The sequence below is a fragment of the Shewanella metallivivens genome (assembly GCF_028750675.1).
Classification (GTDB): domain Bacteria; phylum Pseudomonadota; class Gammaproteobacteria; order Enterobacterales; family Shewanellaceae; genus Shewanella; species Shewanella metallivivens.
The window spans coordinates 308,493-328,844 of the sequence record NZ_JAQQPZ010000002.1 but is presented as its reverse complement, the minus strand read 5'-3'; the positions used below and the strand labels follow the sequence as shown (position 1 = coordinate 328,844).

Below are 20,352 nucleotides of genomic sequence, written 5' to 3'. Positions count from 1 at the left end.
TCGCTATTTGAAAGGGAACAACCATCACTGCATAGCGACGCCTTAATCAAAAACCGCTGGACGCATTCTGAGTGGTCACTTATTAATGCGCAATGGTATTACTATGGATTAAATTAAAATGACACTTTGGTTCACATTGCGTAAGAGCGCTGATACAAGATCAGGATAAATTGATAGTAATAATAAATAGTGCAACATCATCATTTTATTGAGAATATGCTAATCTGATTAGCATCGGTTATCACCATAGGACACCAATATGAGTCAACGCAGCATTCATTCTCTCTTTAAACCCACGTCAGTCGCGGTTATTGGTGCATCAAATGGTGATAAACGTGCCGGTAAAGGCATAATGAAAAACTTATTGTCCAGTGGATTTTCTGGGCCGATAATGCCCGTAACCCCAAAATACACAGCGGTAATGGGGGTACTTGCTTACCCTAATATTGAAGCCCTGCCAATTAAACCCGATTTAGCCATCATATGTACTAGCGCGCAAAAAGTGCCAAGTATTGTAGAACGACTCGCCCAATTTGGCTGCAAAGTCGCCATTATCATGGCCTCAGGCATGGCGTTACAAACCGACGAGCACGGTAATGATTTGCTTACACTGACCAAACAATATGCCAAACGTTATGGTATGCGGTTATTGGGGCCAAATAGCCTCGGAATGATATTACCGCCCATTGGACTAAATGCCAGTTTAGCCCATGCAGGAGCTATATCAGGCAAAATAGCCTTTGTATCTCAATCTGCAGCCATCTGTACCACTGTGCTCGATTGGGCTAATAATAAAGGCATTGGTTTTTCATCGTTTATTTCGCTCGGTGATGCCACTGATATCGACTTTGATGAACTGCTTGATTACCTAGGCCGCGACAGCAAAACCAGCGCAATCATGCTTTATATTGATTCCATTAATGAAAAGCGCCACTTTTTATCTGCAGCCCGCGCCGCTGCACGTAACAAACCCATCTTTGTGATTAAATCAGGCCGCAGTCATGAAGGTGTTAAAGCAGCCATGCTCCATACTGGTGGAATTGGTGGCAACGACGCGGTCTATGAAGCCGCGTTTCGCCGAGCAGGTATGTTACGGGTAAATGATTTAATTGAACTGTTTGCCGCAGTAGAAAGCTTAGCCCACTCGACTACGTTAAAAGGTGAGCGGCTAATTATTATGAGTAATGGCGGTGGCCCTGCTGTATTGGCGGCAGATGAACTGATCATTAAAGGTGGTAAGTTAGCACAATTATCAGACGACACGATAAGTGAGCTCAATAAAATATTGCCCGACACCTGGTCAAGACAAAACCCTATCGACATGATTGGCGATGCAGACCACCAGCGTTATGCGAAAACCCTTGAAGTGTTAATGAACAGCAATGATGCCGACACGATTTTAGTGTTGCATTCGCCATCTATATTGGCTGAAAGCGTCGAGATTGCCACTAGCATTATTGAAACAATTAATAAAAACCCGAATCGTCATAAGTTGAACATTTTAACCAACTGGAGCGGTGAAGACTCAGCCTATCTTGGGCGTAAACGCTTTACCAAAGCCGGTATTCCCACTTACCGTACCCCAGAAGGCGCAGTACGGGCCTTTATGCACATGGTAGAGTACCGCCGTAACCAAAAATTATTACAAGAAGTACCGTTGTCTATCCCTGACAATATTCCTGCCAATCGCGATATCGCAAAAACCCTATTACAGCAAGCTCTCGACCGCGGACAAACCGTGGTAGAAACTCATCAAGCTGTTGATATATTAAAAGCATATGGCTTAAACACAATCGACACTTGGTTTGTCAGTGATGTTGACGAAGCCGTTAATGTAGCCAATAGCGCGGGTTACCCTGTCGCATTAAAAGTGCAATCACCTGATCTCCTCTATAAGTCAGATGTCCATGGCGTGGTGCTCAATTTAACCTCTGATGAAGATGTCAGTCATGCGGCACATTCTATTATCGACAGAGTGCATCAAATTAATCCAAAAGCCAAAATTGATGGATTGATTATTCAAAAGATGGCGTTAACTGCGGGCGCACAAGAAATTCGCGTGTCGGTCATTAACGACCCCGTCTTTGGTCCAGCAATTTGTCTTGGCGAAGGCGGTTCAGAATGGGATCCTACCCGAGATGCTGCAGTTGCATTGCCACCACTGAACATGGCCTTGGCACGCTATATGGTGATTCAAGCACTTAAAACGAATAAACTGCGCGATAGACATTTGCCTTTGGGCCTAGACATGAACGCCTTATGCCTAATGTTAACCCAAATATCTCATTTAATTATCGACTGCCCAGAAATTGCTGAAATTGACATAAACCCCGTGTTAGCAGCCGGTGAAAAAATCACCTTGCTAGATGTCAACATGCGCTTGCATGACAGCCCACAAGACAACATTGGACGTTTGGCTATCATGCCTTACCCCAAAGAGTTAGAACAAACATCGACGCTCAAAAACGGTTTAACGGTCATGTTAAGACCCATCTTGCCAGAAGATGAACCCAAACATTTAGAGTTTGACAACTCATTGAGTGACGAAGACAGGTACAAACGATATTTTGGGGTACGATCAAGAATGACCCATGAAGAGATGGCTGTACTGACACAAATTGACTATGCGCGTGAAATGGCGTTTATTGCCACGACGACAACCGCTGAAGGCGAAGAGTTAACCTTAGGCGCAGTAAGAGCATCTATCGATCCAGATAACACTGAGGCAGAGTTTGCCATGGCAGTACGCAGCGATTACCAAGGTATCGGCTTAGGCAAGTTATTGCTAGAAAAGCTGATTACGTACTACAAAAATAACAATACCTTGTTTTTAACCGGTTTCACCATGTTCGAAAACCGCAATATGGCTAGTTTAGCCAAATCATTAGGCTTTACAGTGTCATTTGATATGGAAGAGCATTTGATCAAAATGCACATGGACCTAGACAACAAAGACAAACAAGCAAACAGTTAAGCCAATATGCTAAGTAAAAAGGCCAGCAGGTATACTGATGGCCTTTTTACTTTCCGACTGATTGAATCTGTTCATTAAGCATATTTTACACAGTTTCTACCCGCTTTTTTTGCAATATATAATTGCTCATCTGCACGCGCCAATAAAGTCTCTGCATCATCACCAGTTTGAATGGTGGCCACACCAATCGATACCGTAATATGACCTAGATTTTGCTTCTTTTCTTTACCAATTGATAATTGTTTAAGCGAAATACGTTCACGAATTTTTTCGGCAACATTGACCGCGTCGGCTAACTTAGCGTTGGGCAACATCACCACAAACTCTTCACCGCCATAACGTGCAACTAAATCATCACCTTTTACTGTGTGTTTCATGGCTAATGCAACATAAGCCAGCACTTTGTCGCCGATCAAATGGCCAAAGGTCTCGTTAAACAATTTGAAATGATCAATATCAATCATTAACAAGCTACACACGGTTTGCGTATCGGTAAATTTAGTCATTTGCTCGGCAGCAAACAACTCATAGGCGCGGCGATTATTCAGTGAGGTCAGCTCATCGGTCATTGCAACCTTACTTAAATTGTCCATTTCACTCTTGAGGTTAGCGATTTCATCGGACAAAGAGACTAAGCTATCAGACATGTGGCGGTTACTGGCAATCACTTGTTCAACTTCTGCTGCAATACTCATCACTAGCAACGTTAACTCATCTAAGTTAGGGTTAGATTGCAGTTTTTGGTTGAACTCTGTTAGGTTGCCGGAAAAGTTTGCGGTGCCCTCTCCTAACAGTTCAATTTTATGAACCAAACTATTGATTAAAATTTGTGTTTCAATTTGGACGTTTTCGATGATTTCTGGCGAGCGCTCTTCGATAAAGCGATTATACAAACCGAGATTCACTTCTGGAGTAAACTTGACATCATTAGCAATTAAGCCATCAATAGCCCGTTTTAAATTGAGGTTAGTTTCAGCAAAATAATCAAACCAGATTGCATAATTTTCTGGCGTAACCGGAATGGCTAACTCAGACATTTTAGGCAACACGAGGTGCAATATGTGCGAGGTTTGTTCTAAATTTTGATTATTGTGCATCGAAAACGATACCTTATGATGAATACAATGTGTCAAAGGTTATCAGTATGTTATGTCATACTTATTCACTAAACTCAATTAGAGATGTTAATTTTAAGCAAACTTTAGTCACAAAATAAATTAATCAGAATAACCCTTTTACCCGTCTCAGTCGTTTACTCTGTATTCATATTCAATAAGGAAGTAACAACAATGCGCACAACCCTACGATGTAAGCCATTAATGATGGCAGCCAGCTTGCTTATCGCTAGCGTGTCATTGGCAAGTCAAGCCACACCTAAAACCAATCTCGACAAATTAAACACACTCACTGTGCAAACCAGCGTGATGACTGAAGAAAACTATCAGCCTCAAGCAAACACTAACATGTTTCCTGCCCCTCAAGGCAATATGGTACAGCACATCTTAACCCTGCCTAAGCTAAACAATGAGTCAGAGTACTTAATTGAAATTCAGGTGGGTCAAAACAAACTGGTCGATTGCAACAAGGTAAAGTTATTGGGTGAGATTATAACTCTGTCGCTCGATGGTTGGGGCTATCGTTATTATCAAGTGAACAGCATGATGGAAGGACCAAATACCAAAATGATGTGCACAGATGCCAAGACCGCGCAATTTGTCGTCCTCAATGACAGCCTTAAACAAGCATACGATAGCCGTTTACCGAAGGTCTTTTATCTACCTAAAGACGCTCAGTTACGTTACCGTATTTGGCGAGTAGCGAGTGAATTTGAGTATAGCGTCCAATAGAAAGCCGTTTACTCATTTAAGGCTGACCGCCATTTAGCGATAAATCATCGTTAAAATGAATATTGAAAATGATGCCCGCTGGAACAACGATGACAGACGAGTGCGTGTCATCATTTAAAGCTGAGTACTTATCAGCAAGATGAAACCTTAAGTATATAACTAGCAGCGCAGGCACAGCACTTAGTAACGTCTTACCCGGACCACTTGCATGACTTCAATTTCAAATCCCGCCACGGATTCTTTGGCAGGATAATAAATGAGGTTGACCTTTTGACCCTGCAAGCTTTTAAAGCGCTTAGGACGTTTATACTTAAATGGCACATCGCAATCTTCTATCATCAAGGTTTGCAATACCCAATCACCCACATCTCGTTGGGTATGGGACACCACAGTGACCCCTTCACTTTGAACTAAATTGGCGTGTTTTTTTAATAATGCTTCAGGAACGGGTTTCATGAATTCACCTTGTTAACAGCAGCCAGAATATCTTGATATCGATAAGCACTAAAACGACCAAAGCCGTCTAACTGTTTCAGTTTTAAGCGGCTAAATCTTGGCATCACCATACCAGCAAGAAATTTAGCCTGTGTCGCAACAGTCACAGTGGGTAACGATTTAGCCTGGGCCACTTGGTGTAATGGCGCAAGCAATGTAGCAACGTTAGCTGAGTCTGGTAATGGAGCTAACGCTTGTTTAGATAATACCGCAATTTGGCCGCGACAAACACTGCAATGACCACATGATTTAGGTGCAGCTTGATCATCGAAGTATTCTGCCAATGATGCACTTAAACAAGTGTCGAGTTCAAAAAATGCCACCAACTGACTAATACGTACCATTTCTTTGCGCTCGTTATCAGTAAAATAGTCACTTAACTGTAAGCTTAAGGCCTGCACTTTTGCTGGATCGGTTAACGCCTGTTGATTAACGCTATACACTTGAGTGATTTTTTTTGTTTCAAGAATAATCAGCTGCTGCTCCGCTAAATACTCTAATGCCGCCACAACACGTTGCCGCTCGGCGCCATATTGTTGGTATAAACTATCAAAATCTAATTGGCCCCATATCTTTTTAAATTGAGTGTGTTCAAAGACCTCGCTTAAAAAAGCCTGCCGTTCGGCATTAAAACGATTCAAGATTGTTTGCTTGTCTTCAACAAAACGGTATTTAAAATCGGCAAAATACGCATAACTTGGGCTAATCACCCCAAGTAGCTCTAATTGCACAAACAGCGTTTTTAACGGCAAGCTTCGTATGTTGCAGGCTGTAGATAATGGCAATTCTTGTACTTCCCAGCGCCCTTGCTCCGTTTCATCGACAATGATTTCAAGCAATTGCTCAATACTTTCGGGCTCTGGCGTATCACCATAGACAAAATTCTCTACCGTATTTAATCCGTCCAAATTGGCTAACGTTACACAATGAGACAATTGCCCATCGCGCCCTGCTCGACCGATTTCTTGGCTGTAATTTTCAATCGATTTAGGTAAATCATAATGGATAACAAAACGAATATCCGACTTATCAATCCCCATACCAAAAGCAATAGTCGCAACGATAACCTGAACCTGATTGTCCATAAATTGCTGTTGAATACTTTGCCGTGACGCTTGCTCCATACCCGCATGATATGCTTGAGCGTTAATCCCTTGATTAATTAATACTTGCGCCACATCTTCTGCGGTTTGTTGTAGGGTGACATACACAATTCCGGCACCCGTTTGGCCATTGTTAGCATAATAATTAACGCAATTGACTAATTGATCATTTTTCTCTTGCTGGCTAACCGCCAATACCGACAAATCAAGGTTAGCGCGGTAAAAGCCGGTTTGAATAATTTGCGCAGGCGTTAAACCAAAGCGCGATGCCATATCATGCTTCACTTGTGCCGTGGCCGTTGCTGTCAGTAACAATGTTTGTGGAATTGAAAATGCCTGACAAAACTGCGGTATTTTTAAGTAATCAGGACGAAAATTATGGCCCCACTCAGAAATACAATGGGCTTCATCGACCACTAATAATGAAATCGGTACAGAATGTAAAAATTGCCTAAAGCGCTCATTTTTAAAACGCTCAACTGACACCATTAAAATCCGAGTTCGCTTGTCGCGTACATCTCGCATCACTTGTTGGGTTTGCTCGTAGGTCAAACTGGAGTCAATACTGGCAGCAGCAATGCCTTTACTGGCCAAAAATGCCAACTGATCTTTCATTAACGCCAGTAATGGTGAAATCACCAAGGTCAAATTCGGTAATTGTTGCGCACAAAATTGATAGCACAAAGACTTACCCGAACCCGTCGGAAAAATCGCTAACGCTGATTGGCCAGCTAAAATGGTTTCAATCACCGCCTGTTGGCCAGAACGAAAATGATCAAAGTTAAACTGTTGTTGTAATAATTGGTGTAGGTTTAGGGAGTGAATACCTTGGTGTGTATCTGTGTTTGGGGCCATGTTTGACATAAATAATCCCGAATAATGGTGATAAAACCCAACACATCATAGGGTTAAGCGAAAGAGAAATGAACGAATTAAGGAGCGGCTTTACGAGCGATGTATTGATTAATCAGCAAAGTAAGCTTGTCTTCAAATTGCGCCTCAATTACATCAAGATCCTGGTCAAAAGACGCAACAAACTTAACGGCTTTGTCATGAGACAACACTTTACCAGCCAAACTGTATTGAAATTCAATAAGAGACTTATCAAAACGAGGAGCTAAAAACCACTGACAAATATCGGCGTTTAACTGCACTAAGGCCCGCTCAGCTAATTGGCAAAAAGTGACAATGTGATCGACACCATCAGGGCCTAAACACCCTGGTTCAAGCCGGTATAAAATCATCAATTTTGTCGCGCTTTGTTGTGATCGAGCGTTGAGCAAGTCTTCCATAATTCAGCTACACAGTCCTTATTGATAAATGAATCCAAAACCGCAATACCTATTATTTAGCATCCCGTAAAAGCGGACAATATGCAAATAGGGGTTACGATTTAGTCTTTTTGTTGCCGACTCGCCGTAAGCGCATCAGTAAATGCACTAATGTAGTGTTCTATTGGGGTTAAGGTTTCTTTTGCTCGACGATTACGCCCAAGCAACGACGACTCTACAAACAAATCAAACCAAGCAGAAAGTGCTAAGCCGTTTTGTGGCTCGTGTGCCGCAGTTAATGCTAATGACGCCACTTCAGCGGTACCTAATTGAAAATCATGACTGCCTTTACGCAACGCATAAGTGGCTAAGGTTTCTGGCGCAAAGGACAACACTGGCATTTGATGTAAATATGGGCTTTTACGATACATTTTAATGGCTTCTCGCCAACTGCCATCTAACATCACCAATAAGGGAGTTTTAACCTTATCACTTGGTTGTAATAATGTTTGCGGCATAATTTGATTCACCACAGGTTGCTGATTTTCAATGTATTGCTGCGGAAACACTAAATAAGGTTGATAGTGTGGATCTTCTAAAAGTGCCAACATTTGTTGGTCAGTGTTGGTACGGGTCCACAAAAAGGCATGAGTATCAGGAATTAAATCAGCAATTAAACGACCACTATTAGTGGGTTTTAACACTTCATCATTATACATAATCAACATAAAACTGACTTGCGTTGTCAAATATTGCCGATGTTTACAGGTACAAAATAATTCACCCAACAAACATAATTCACAGCGAATAAGTTTTTTTCCTCTCGCACCAAACGCCTTAGTTGAAAGTGACTTACGGTATGCATGCAGGCGATGAACTGCATGGATAGGCGCTTTTGGGTTTTGACTAACAACTTGGGTCATAAAAAACTCTGAAGTGAAAAAAATTCATCACCATAAAGGTGATGAATGATAAATACGGATTATACACTGAGAACTATAGAATACGCCGCAATAAAAAGTCAGCTTTTAAACGACGGATACGGTTCATGATCTTTTTCACTGGCTTTGGATATTTACGTAGCGTATCTATTTGGCTGTAATGAAATAAGCGTTCAGTGTGCAACAAAATATGCTGCTGTTCGGCAATAAATGACGCTTTCCAACAGCCCGATTCATCATGCAACAACAAGCCATTTTCTAAATCTAACGCCCAAGCTCGAGGATTAAGGTTTGAACCTGTGATCAAGTGTTTACGGTTATCGGCACTGATACCTTTTAAATGGAAACTGTTAATACCGTCTTTCCATAAATGAATATTCAACTGGCCATTTTCGATAGCCCATTGTTGGCGTTTGGCAAATTTGCGTAACGATTGTTCATACATGTAAGGCAATGCACCAATGGTCGAAAAATCTTGCTCTGGCGGAATATAAAAATCATTTGCTGTTTTGTCGCCTACCACAATATCAATCTTTTTACCTGCACGAAGGTGTTTGGTTAACGCCCTGCTCAACACTGCGGGAGGATTAAAATACGGCGTACAAATAAACAAGTGCTCTTTAGATGTTTCAACCATTTTAATCACAGTGTTATTCAACTGGTTATTTTTACGACCTAAACCAATTAAAGGTGTAACCCGATTGCCAACTGTCGTGGATTGGTACTGATAACTAGCCTGAGATAAACGATGTTTGAATGTCTTAATATCGTGTTTTTCAGGGTTGATTTCATTAGCAGCAGCATGACTCAACACACTCACAGCAGAGTCACTGGTAATGTGTTGTTTGATCATGTCTCGCATACAGCGAGCTAATTCTGCACTCTCGATTACGTGATAACGATCAAAACGGTATTTGTCTTTTTGTTGCAAGTAAATATTGTTAATGCTGGCACCACTGTATATGACCGCATCATCAATGATAAAACCTTTGAGGTGTAAAACGCCCATAAACTCACGCGACTTAACAGGTACACCAATAATATCAAATGGGTGCTCAGCTTCGGCCATCAAGTTGCGATAAAGAATGTAATTGCCGCTGTCGCCTTTATGGCCAATCAAGCCACGTCGTGCACGATGGTAATCCACTAATACTTTGATGTCTAAATCTGGTTGGCGTGCTTTAGCGGCTAATAATGCATGCAAGACTTCACGGCCAGCTTCATCGTCTTCGACGTATAATGCGGCAATATAAATTGAAGATGTTGCAGACTCGATTTTAGCTAATAAGGCTTGCTTAAAATCTTTCGGATTAAGTAACCAAGAAACAGCATCAGCTTTTAGCGCAATACCACCTAGCTTATCCAGCAAGGCATCCTCCTTAAAATGGGTGACCATCGCAATACAATAATAAAATGAACAAACAGCACAGGAAAGGGTTTCACTTATACGCCTGTGTTTGCCCTTTCATTGACATCATTTTTAATCTGCAACAAGTTAACCATCAATCAAAAATTCGTTGTTGATGTGTCAACTTGGTTACGATATTTTTTTGGCTTTACAAATAACACGAGTACTTAGGGCAACCGCAAAAGCACCTTAAAAGCGGGGTGACTCGAATCTCATGTTCGTTTCAGCGCATAATTTAGCTGATAGAAATTACCGACTAACAACGTGATGAGCAAGGTGTTTCTTACTTAAAGGCGCTTTTTGTGACCTTCTTTGTTCGAAAAACGGGCGATAACGCTAAAATATTGTCCATCTGCTTGCTTAACGAGCACCCTCTATACTGGATAAATTGCTCAAAGTTAGCACAACTCTCATTTTGTCAGTGAGGATTGTTTGAGACAAAAACAAGTAAGGCGTTATAGCATAAACGCTGCAAGTCTCTCCGCACTCCTCAAGTAATACCATTTCCATAAATTCTGTGATCAATCAGAGCCACTCAGACAGTTCAGTTTGAGGCACATTGTTGAAAGAATGGTGATTCCCTTTTAAGGCAATGCAACAAAGAAGACCACGCTGATAAATTCGCCCTTCGGGGCTGTGCCCCCCCCATTACGGCTTCAAATGACTTTGATTGGTAGATGACGACACCTACCGTCATTTTCATTGTACTGGGTCTACTGAAACATTCACTGTATTGACCACAACAATATATTTTATTCGCCAACCTCATAGCCATATCAGCGATTGCTTTGTTAAGCTAAAATAGATTTACACCGAACACAGATTGAACATAATCCTTCTTATGATAAGTTGTAGGCCGATATGTATTTAACGTTATTAACGGCGTCACCCCGCTCTCTTTGTAAACATCTTACAGGTTTAGTTTATGCGTTAGCTCGCCCAGTCCTAGGCGTAAGTCTAATATGTGGGGTGATTAATCAGGCAAGCGCTGAAATCGTCATTCCGCCGAGTTTAGTATCAAGCTCAACAACTCAAGCCCCTTCTGAGCTCGCTGCAACTCAATATCTCGACGATATGTTGCAGTTACTTAAACCAGCCTATTCGCAATTGGGCATTAGCGTGTGGGACATGACCACTCAACAAGCAGTATTTAGTTACAACAACCAGTCGCTCATGCAGCCAGCCAGTATCCAAAAGCTGCTTACCGCGCTCGCCGCAACAAAACAATTAGGTCAAGGATTTTACTATCAAACTCAACTCAGTACATACTCAGAGCACCCCATCGATAAGCAACAGGTTGTAAATGGGGTATTTCAAGGGGATATATACATCGAATTTAGTGGTGACCCCACGCTTGAGTATCAAGACTTACAACAATTATTAGCATCACTGAGCAACCTAGGTATCACCAAGTTGAGCGGAGAGATTATTTTAGTCAGTGAGCAAGACAACCAATTGCAAGCACCTGGCTGGGTCTGGGATGATTTAGGCATTTGTTATGCTGCGCCAATATCACCGTTTATCATAGATAAAAATTGCGTTTACGGCCGTTTATCAACTACAGGTTACGATAAAACGGCCACGATTAAGATGATAAGCAACCGCCCGATTGAAATCACCAATGAAGCCTACTTTATCAACCCTGTTGTGGCCCAATCTCAATACAAGTTGGCACCAACAGGCTCTGTATATGCCCAAGCAAATAGTCAACCGGCGTGCCAATTAACCTTAAGCCGCTTTGACAACAACCGTTATCACCTTAGCGGTTGCCATGTCGGTGCTAAATCCTTGCCTTTGGCCATTGCCATTACAGAGCCAGCTCTTTATGCCAAAAACATCGTCGACAAACAATTAACCGCCCTTGGAATACAGCACAAGGCGCCTATGGTGCTCAGCCGAAGCCAAATAACACCTACTGCTGGGCAACATTATGTGATTGCCAGCCATCACTCTGAAACCTTAACGGACTTGCTGTCGACCATGTTGTTAAAATCGGACAATTTAATCGCAGACAGCTTATTAAAAAAAGTGGGCGAAGCTTATTATCAAGCACCCAGTGACTTTGCTCGCAGTAGCCAAGCCATGAAAGCCATTTTGTATTCATTAGGCATCGATTTGGCCGATGCCAATTTAGCGGACGGTTCAGGATTATCGCGCTATAACCTGCTTAGTGCCCAGCAAGTATTAAATGTTTTGACCACGGTTTATCAAAACCCTGAATATCACTTTTTACTCGACACCTTGCCTGAGTCAGGGGTTAGCGGCACCTTACGTTATAAACGCTACTTTAATAAGTCACCATTGAAAAACCATGTGTTTGCCAAAACGGGGAGCATGTTAGGCGTGGCTAACCTTGCGGGTAAAATCAAAGCCAGCAATGGTCACGACTACTTATTTGTGTTGATTGAAAATGGTTTAAGCCCACAAATTAAAAAACAACAAAAAGCGCCTTTTTCAGCAGTATTTTTACAAACAATGATGGATGTACCGCGTAATTAAGCTAAACATCGTGGTATCGATATCAATAAAAACTCAATAATTTCAATCTAACACTGACAGAGATTCACGGGTGCTATACCATTGCTGTCAGAAACTAAGTTAGACGTACATCGTGTGGAGAAAATATGGATAAGCAAGTCAGTTCACGTGGCACTAAAGAAAAAGCCCTTCGCCTAAATTTAGATGAAAAAAAATACGGCACCATCGTTGAAATTGGTGCAGGGCAAGAAGTTGCACGTAATTTTTTTGTGGCAGGTGCTGCTGCAGGAACAATCGCTAAAACCATGTCTGCTTACGATATGAAATTCTCAGACGCTATTTATGGCGTTCAAGAAGATGGCCGTTATGTCAGTAAAGCGCGTGTGCTTGCCATGATGGAACAAGAGTTTGACTTAGTTGTTGACCGTGTAGGTGCTGTGCGTTCTAAATCATCACGTTACTTTACCTATGCCGCCACCGTGGCGGCGAAAAGCTTTAATCGCAAAAACGAGTGCCATGCTTGGTGTGGTGTTCGGATCCAAATGTACCCAGGTGCTGAACCATCTAATATTGTGGTGCATGTGCGTATGTTTGATGATAGCGCAGAAGCGCAGCAACAAGCCTTGGGTATTTTAGGGGTAAACCTTATTTATGCTAGCTACTATTATTTTGAAGACCCTAAGAAAATCATCGACTCTTTAACCGACAACATGAAAGCCAATCGCATCGAGATAGACAGCATTGATTTTCAAGGCCCATATTTTGAAGATGTTGATAACCAAGCCAAAAATATCCACCTTATTCGCAGCTGGAAAACCCGTGCAATTATGTTTAAAGCCGATGGCAGCGTTGCCGTTCCCGCTGACATGCTTTACAAAAAGAACGTTCTGACCATTCGTGGATCATTTAAACCAGTGACCAACCTTAATGTAGACATGATTGAACAAGGCCTTAAAGCCTTTACCCTACTTGATGGGGTTAACAATAAAAATACCGTCTTGATTGCCGAAATCTCGTTGAATGACCTACATGGTAAAGATGCCAACATGTCTGAAAAAGACATTATGGAACGTGTTAAGTTACTCAATATCTTAGGGTACAACGTGATGATTTCAGACTATACACGTTATTTTTCATTACGCGCTTATTTCCGCCAGTACACGCAATTACAGATTGGCATTGTGGTTGGGATGATCAACGTAAAACAAATTTTTGATGAAGAGTTTTATCGCGGTTTAGAAGGTGGCATTTTAGAAGGTTTTGGTAAATTGTTTCCAGACAATACGCGCTTATTTGTTTACCCTGAAAAGAACGAAAAAGGTGAAATCAACGACCTCACCACTGTCAGCGTACCTAACAATTTACGCTACCTCTACCGCCACTTACTTGATAATGGCTTTATTACCAGTATCGAAAACAGTAACCCTGAGTTATTCAGTATTTATTCGCGCGAAATTTTACAGCAAATTTGTCGCGGCCAAGAAGAGTGGAAATCAATTGTGCCCGATGTTGTCGCTAAAGCCATTATTGAACATAAGTTATTTGGTTCTCGAGGCTAAATCCAACAAAAAAACAATCGTTTTCGTTCAATGTGCCAACACTTTATCAATGCAGCTTAGTTAACACTTGGCTGCATTGTTGTTTAACACGACAGGCTTAAATAATACGTTGAATCAATATCATCGCCCTACACCATGCAAAAAACCACATCATTTACCCTATTGCACAATAATAAAGCACATGTTGAGACAAGGTGTAAAAGTTTGTGTTCGCCATTGCTAATGTAAATGCATGTCACTTACAATCTCGGCTTGGCGTTAGGAGAACTGACATTGGCATATCACAAGATCAACAAGCAAATATTAACACTGTGGCTTATTGTGATGGTGGTTTTGCTCTCTGTGGGATCATCGATTCACAGTATTAGCCATATTAACGACTCAACAACTCACCATAGCGCATACTGTTCGTCATTACACCAACTTCAAAGTGCCTTGACCTCTCATTCGTTTGTTGTACTCATTCAAGTGCAATCTTATGTGTGCTCCCCACCAAAACTCATCGGTTTAAGCCCTTTATTTACGATATTCTCCCGCTGCCGCGCTCCACCAATTAATGCTCGATAGACCAAAATGTAACTACTCGCGATGAGTCTATTTGCATAACTCACCTCACTGCTGAGCAAGACGAGGTGTGTTACTTATTGGAGATAAAATGAAACACTTTATAAACCAACAATATTCCCCTATTGATGCCGTTGCTGCTGGCCGTATAATGCAATTCCACTTTAAATTGCCAACATCTATACAACGCGAGGCCAACCTGATGTTCGGCCAGCGCGCTTTACCTTGCCAACAGCGCAAAGTGAAAGTGAGTGTCTCTTATGAATGCTAATCAACCCCAAAAAGTAATGAATGGCGCAACTAAAGCTAAACGAATATCCAGCATTGATATGATGCGCGGCGCGGTGATGTTAATTATGCTCCTTGATCATGTTCGTGAACGTTTTTACCTGCACATGCAGGTGAGCGATCCTATGGAGTTAAGTACGACCTCATGGGAATTATTTATTAGCCGATTTGCAGCACACTTTTGCGCACCTGTGTTTGTATTTTTAACCGGCGTCTCTGCCTGGCTCTATGCCAATCGCAACCCGCTCAAACCTCGTTCTGCGCGGGAGTTTTTAATTAAACGTGGCCTGTTTCTTATTGGTCTTGAAATACTGGTGATCAATGTTTCATGGATGGGTAACTATCACACACTATGGCTACAGGTTATTTGGGTCATCGGTCTAAGCATGCTCACCTTGGCTGCGTTAATTCATTTACCGCGTCCCATCATGGCGCTAATAGGGTTTACGATTGTATTTGGTCATAACCTATTAACCCCAATTCAATTTATGCCACATGAATGGGGCTACAGCCTGTGGACCATTTTGCACGATCGCGGCTATTTAATTGCCGATGGCATAGTCAAAATTAAAATCAGCTATCCAGCCCTGTCCTGGATGGGCGTGATTTTATTGGGTTATGCTGCAGGTCCTATCTTTGCCAAGTCATCTATCGCCAGCAAACGACAACGGCAATTACTTCAGTTAGGTATAGGCTGCTTAGTGTTGTTTATTATTTTACGTGGCGGCAATATATATGGCGAAACGCTACCCTGGCAAATAGGCAGCAACATGGGTGAAACCTTAATGTCGGTATTTAACTTAACCAAGTACCCTCCTTCGTTAAGTTTTTTATTGATAACCCTTGGCGTAATGTTTATTGCTCTAGTGGGTTTTGAGCGCTTAAACAATCAACTTGGCCAGGTATTAATGACATTTGGCTCGGTACCCATGTTTTTCTATATTCTGCATTTGTATGTATTGTTGCTACTTTATGGGATCAGTACATATATTATCGGTGCCAACCACGGTGAACTGCTAGGTGTTGATAATATGGCCTGGGTATGGCTCATCGCCTTAACGTTAATGGTCCTGTTATATTATCCCGTTAAGCGATTTAGTGCTTATAAACAGGCCAGTCAACAAGCTTGGATTAAGTATTTATAATCCCTCAAATAGTCCTCGTGTGGTGCGAGAAATAACCGGCACCACATGATTTATCTCTGCCCTTTTCATCAACATTCATTGACAAAACTTTACTCAACATCCAAATCTTTAATGATATAGATCACGCTTTAAGCTCACATAATTCTTTAATCTATTCATTTTAAAACTGTTCTATTATTAATCGAACATTGCTGATCTCGTGACGGCCTTGTGTATTAGCAAAACCGATTAAACAGATAGATAAATGTCGCTTTAATTCGTAATCACAGTCAGTTAGCCTAAAAAAGTAATCCAATGCTGCTTATCGTTTAAGCTATTTTAGTGATAAAGGAAAATCTCATGGAAAAAGCACAACACACTCAAGGTAAATGTCCAGTAAACCACGGCGGCAATACTTCAGTCGCCAGCGATGTAATGGAATGGTGGCCGAACGCACTTAACCTCGACATTCTTCATCAACATGACCGCAAATCTGATCCAATGGATCCAAACTTCGACTATCGCGAAGCCTTTAAATCATTAGACCTTGCCGCTGTAAAACAAGATCTCACCGCATTAATGACCGAAAGCCAAGACTGGTGGCCTGCCGACTGGGGACATTATGGTGGTTTGATGATCCGTATGGCTTGGCATTCAGCAGGTACCTACCGTATTGCAGATGGACGTGGCGGTGCGGGCACAGGTAACCAACGTTTTGCTCCTCTCAATAGCTGGCCAGATAACGGCAACTTAGATAAAGCTCGTCGTCTTTTATGGCCCATCAAAAAGAAATACGGCAACAAACTGTCATGGGCTGACTTAATCATTTTAGCCGGTACCGTTGCCTATGAATCGATGGGCTTAAAAACGTTTGGTTTTGCTGGTGGACGAGCCGATATTTGGCACCCAGAAAAAGACATTTACTGGGGTTCAGAAAAACAATGGCTGGCACCAAGCGGTTCTGAAAACAGCCGTTATTCTGGTGAGCGTGACCTTGAAAACCCGCTTGCCGCAGTAATGATGGGCTTGATTTACGTTAACCCTGAAGGGGTTGACGGTAACCCAGACCCAATCAAAACCGCACACGATATCCGCATTACCTTCGCGCGTATGGCAATGAATGACGAAGAAACCGTTGCCTTAACCGCGGGTGGACACACAGTAGGTAAAGCACATGGTAATGGCCGCGCTGAAAATTTAGGGCCAGATCCAGAAAGTGCAGATCTAGAAGAACAAGGTTTAGGTTGGATCAACAAAACCAGTCGTGGTATTGGCCGTGACACTGTCACCAGTGGTATCGAAGGCGCATGGACCACACACCCAACACAATGGGATAACGGTTACTTTGAATTACTGCTTAATTATGATTGGGAACTCACCAAAAGCCCTGCAGGTGCATGGCAATGGAAGGCAGTTAATCTTAAGGAAGAGCACAAGCCAGCAGACGTTGAAGATCCGTCAATAAAAGTTGAACCCATGATGACCGACGCCGACATGGCGATGAAGATGGATCCACAATACCGTGAGATTTCAGAGCGTTTTTATAAAGATCCAGCTTATTTTTCTGACGTATTTGCCCGCGCTTGGTTTAAATTAACGCACCGTGATTTGGGGCCAAAAACACGCTATTTAGGCCCAGATGTACCAGCAGAAGAGTTAATTTGGCAAGACCCTGTACCACAAGTGGACTACAGCTTAACTGAGCAAGAAGTCAGTGACTTAAAAGCTAACATCTTAGCCACAGGGTTGAGCGTTGCTGAGTTAGTGGCTACCGCTTGGGACAGCGCACGTACTTTCCGCGGTTCAGACTACCGTGGTGGCGCAAATGGTGCTCGTATTCGTTTAGCACCACAAAAAGATTGGCAAGGTAACGAACCCGCAAGGCTACAAAAAGTGCTTGCTGCACTCGCTAGCGTCCAAGCTGGTTTCAGTAAACCAGTGAGCATGGCAGACCTGATTGTACTAGGCGGCACCGCAGCAGTTGAACAAGCTGCGAAAGCGGCTGGTGTGAATGTCACAGTCCCATTTTCACCCGGTCGTGGTGATGCCACACAAGAACAAACTGATGTTGAGTCATTTGAAGTGTTAGAACCACTACACGACGCTTATCGTAACTGGCAAAAGAAAGACTATGTCGTACAGCCAGAAGAGATGATGCTAGACCGTACTCAATTAATGGGCTTAACCGCTCACGAAATGACGGTATTAGTAGGTGGTATGCGTGTATTAGGCACTAACTACGACAACACAAAACACGGTGTATTTACCGACAATGTGGGTGTGTTATCAAATGACTTCTTTGTCAATTTGACTGACATGTCTTACAGTTGGAAACCTGTCGGCACGAACCTGTACAACATTGTTGAACGTGGCACCAATAAAGTGAAGTGGACTGCAACTCGTGTTGACTTGGTGTTTGGTTCAAACTCTATTTTACGCTCGTACGCTGAAGTGTATGCCCAAGACGATGCCAAAGAGAAATTTGTAAAAGACTTTGTTAACGCATGGACTAAAGTGATGAATGCTGATCGATTCGATCTTGCATAACCTTCTTTATTAGGCACAAAAAAGCACTGATTATTCAGTGCTTTTTTATTTTCGCTTTAAAAATTACTGTGAGTCACACACCGATTAAACCTAACCTTTTAAAGCCGAATCAATCATGGTTTGCGCTTGAGCAATAATGTCATCAAGATGTTGCTGGCTAATAAAGCTTTCAGCATAGATTTTAAATAACGCTTCGGTGCCAGATGGGCGCGCCGCAAACCAGCCGTTTTCGGTGGTGACTTTAATCCCACCAATAGCAGCATTGTTACCCGGAGCATGGCTTAAGATCGCCGTAATGGCTTCTCCGGCGAGCTCTGTATCAGTAAAGCTGTCGGCGTTGAGCAATTCAAACTTGGCTTTTTTCTTCAGGCTAATTGGGCTGTCTATACGGGTATAGAAGCTCTCACCAAATTGATCGGTTAACTCTTTATACCGTTGTGCCGGTGTTTTTCCAGTCACTGCTAACATTTCAGCCGCCAGTAACGCTAAAATAAAGCCGTCTTTATCAGTACACCAAGTAGTGCCATCACGCTTTAAAAACGCCGCCCCTGCACTTTCTTCGCCGCCAAAAGCAATCGTGCTTTGGGCTAAACCATCAACAAACCATTTAAACCCCACTGGTACTTCTAAGCACTGGCGACCTAGCGCATGACACACACGGTCAATCATCGCGCTTGACACTAAAGTTTTACCTACGGCTAACGACTCACTCCACTGAGGGCGATGTGTCATTAAATAATCAATGGCCACGGCTAAATAATGGTTAGGGTTCATTAAACCAAAGCCTGGGCACACAATACCGTGACGGTCATAATCAGGGTCATTACCGACACAAAGATCGTAACTTTCGCTATGTGCCAGCAAACCAGCCATGGCATAAGGCGACGAGCAATCCATACGGATTTTTCCGTCTTTATCCAGCGGCATAAAGCCAAAGGTTGGGTCAACCTTGTCATTTACTAAGGTAATATCAAGACCATATTGAGTAGCAATTTGCTCCCAGTAATAAATACCTGAGCCGCCTAAAGGGTCAACACCTAAGCGAATATTGGCTTTACTAATGGCTTCCATGTCAATCACTTGGGCAAGTGACTCAACGTAGGGCGCAATAAAATCAACCTCATCAATCCAACCCGATTTAACCGCCACGCCATAATTGACCTTTTTAACGCCGGTTAACTGTTCTGCAAGATATTGATTTGCTTTAGCTTCGATGACTTTAGTGATGTCACCTTCTGCAGGGCCACCATGGGGCGGATTATACTTAATGCCGCCATCTTGCGGAGGGTTGTGAGAGGGCGTAATAATCAATCCATCCACTAAACCCGATGGCTTAGCCGCATTAGCACGAACAATAGCTTGCGACACCACAGGCGTTGGGGTAAACCCATCCTCTTTTTGGATGAGTACTTTTACCTGGTTAGCGGTCAATACTTCAACCACAGACATAAATGCTGCATAAGACAAGGCGTGAGTGTCAAAACCCACAATCATTGGCCCAGTAATCCCCGCAGCTTGACGATAATCCACTACCGCTTGGGCTATCGCCCAAATGTGGTTTTGATTGAAACTGGCGTTAAATGCACAACCTCGATGGCCTGATGTACCAAATGTCACTTTTTGTAGTACGTCTTCCACGTTGGGAATAATACGATAATAGTGACTCATCAATTTAGGAATATTCACTAAATCCGTTTGTAAAGCTTGCTGTCCTGCGCGTTGATGAATGGCCACAAGTGGTCTCCTATGAGTA

General features: G+C 42.4%; 14 protein-coding genes. 7 read left to right on the top strand and 7 right to left on the bottom strand.

The window, feature by feature from the left end:
* Nucleotides 1-259 precede the first annotated feature (259 nt).
* Nucleotides 260-2,974, top strand: coding sequence for a bifunctional acetate--CoA ligase family protein/GNAT family N-acetyltransferase (locus PQR79_RS04330; RefSeq protein ID WP_238103922.1), 2,715 nt, complete (start codon nt 260-262; stop codon nt 2,972-2,974).
* 74 nt (nt 2,975-3,048) lie between these two features.
* On the opposite strand, the gene PQR79_RS04325 is transcribed toward PQR79_RS04330, so the two are convergent.
* Nucleotides 3,049-4,071 (bottom strand): GGDEF domain-containing protein, encoded by a 1,023-nt coding sequence (locus tag PQR79_RS04325; RefSeq protein ID WP_238103923.1) that lies wholly within the window; start codon nt 4,069-4,071, stop codon nt 3,049-3,051.
* Between the two features lie 192 nt (nt 4,072-4,263).
* Here PQR79_RS04325 and eco point away from each other — a divergent pair, with 192 nt between their 5' ends.
* Nucleotides 4,264-4,821, top strand: a complete 558-nt coding sequence (gene eco / locus PQR79_RS04320) for a serine protease inhibitor ecotin (protein ID WP_238103924.1) — start codon at nt 4,264-4,266, stop codon at nt 4,819-4,821.
* Between the two features lie 180 nt (nt 4,822-5,001).
* On the opposite strand, the gene PQR79_RS04315 is transcribed toward eco, so the two are convergent.
* The 5 genes from PQR79_RS04315 to pssA all read right to left on the bottom strand — a co-directional run bounded on the left by PQR79_RS04315 (nt 5,002) and on the right by pssA (nt 10,000).
* On the bottom strand, nt 5,002-5,277 hold the full coding sequence (locus tag PQR79_RS04315; RefSeq protein WP_238103925.1) for a hypothetical protein: 276 nt from the start codon (nt 5,275-5,277) through the stop codon (nt 5,002-5,004).
* On the bottom strand, nt 5,274-7,274 hold the full coding sequence (locus tag PQR79_RS04310) for a RecQ family ATP-dependent DNA helicase (RefSeq protein WP_238104185.1): 2,001 nt from the start codon (nt 7,272-7,274) through the stop codon (nt 5,274-5,276). Before PQR79_RS04310 ends, PQR79_RS04315 begins: the two co-directional genes overlap by 4 nt.
* 77 nt (nt 7,275-7,351) lie before the next feature.
* Nucleotides 7,352-7,711 carry a hypothetical protein gene (locus tag PQR79_RS04305; protein WP_274408391.1) on the bottom strand — a complete coding sequence of 120 codons (360 nt, stop codon included), beginning with the start codon at nt 7,709-7,711 and terminating at the stop codon, nt 7,352-7,354.
* Nucleotides 7,712-7,812: 101 nt separating this feature from the next.
* Nucleotides 7,813-8,613, bottom strand: a complete 801-nt coding sequence (locus tag PQR79_RS04300; protein ID WP_238103926.1) for a tRNA-uridine aminocarboxypropyltransferase — start codon at nt 8,611-8,613, stop codon at nt 7,813-7,815.
* A gap of 73 nt (nt 8,614-8,686) precedes the next feature.
* Complete coding sequence (gene pssA, locus PQR79_RS04295) at nt 8,687-10,000, bottom strand: CDP-diacylglycerol--serine O-phosphatidyltransferase (protein ID WP_238103927.1); 1,314 nt, start codon at nt 9,998-10,000, stop codon at nt 8,687-8,689.
* Nucleotides 10,001-10,900: 900 nt separating this feature from the next.
* On the opposite strand from pssA, the gene dacB reads away from it, so the two are divergent.
* From dacB to katG, 5 genes are all read left to right on the top strand, one after another.
* Nucleotides 10,901-12,538, top strand: coding sequence for a D-alanyl-D-alanine carboxypeptidase/D-alanyl-D-alanine endopeptidase (gene dacB / locus PQR79_RS04290; protein ID WP_274408389.1), 1,638 nt, complete (start codon nt 10,901-10,903; stop codon nt 12,536-12,538).
* Nucleotides 12,539-12,663: 125 nt separating this feature from the next.
* A complete protein-coding gene (locus PQR79_RS04285; protein ID WP_238103930.1) occupies nt 12,664-14,076 on the top strand; it encodes a TonB-dependent receptor in 1,413 nt (470 codons plus the stop codon).
* A gap of 655 nt (nt 14,077-14,731) precedes the next feature.
* On the top strand, nt 14,732-14,911 hold the full coding sequence (locus PQR79_RS04280; RefSeq protein ID WP_238103931.1) for a hypothetical protein: 180 nt from the start codon (nt 14,732-14,734) through the stop codon (nt 14,909-14,911).
* Nucleotides 14,901-16,073, top strand: coding sequence for an acetyltransferase domain-containing protein (locus PQR79_RS04275; protein ID WP_238103932.1), 1,173 nt, complete (start codon nt 14,901-14,903; stop codon nt 16,071-16,073). The genes PQR79_RS04280 and PQR79_RS04275 overlap by 11 nt, the downstream gene beginning before the upstream one ends.
* A 339-nt stretch (nt 16,074-16,412) precedes the next feature.
* On the top strand, nt 16,413-18,599 hold the full coding sequence (gene katG / locus PQR79_RS04270; RefSeq protein ID WP_238103933.1) for a catalase/peroxidase HPI: 2,187 nt from the start codon (nt 16,413-16,415) through the stop codon (nt 18,597-18,599).
* 90 nt (nt 18,600-18,689) lie between these two features.
* On the opposite strand, the gene pgm is transcribed toward katG, so the two are convergent.
* Nucleotides 18,690-20,333, bottom strand: a complete 1,644-nt coding sequence (gene pgm, locus PQR79_RS04265) for a phosphoglucomutase (alpha-D-glucose-1,6-bisphosphate-dependent) (protein ID WP_238103934.1) — start codon at nt 20,331-20,333, stop codon at nt 18,690-18,692.
* Nucleotides 20,334-20,352: the final 19 nt, after the last annotated feature.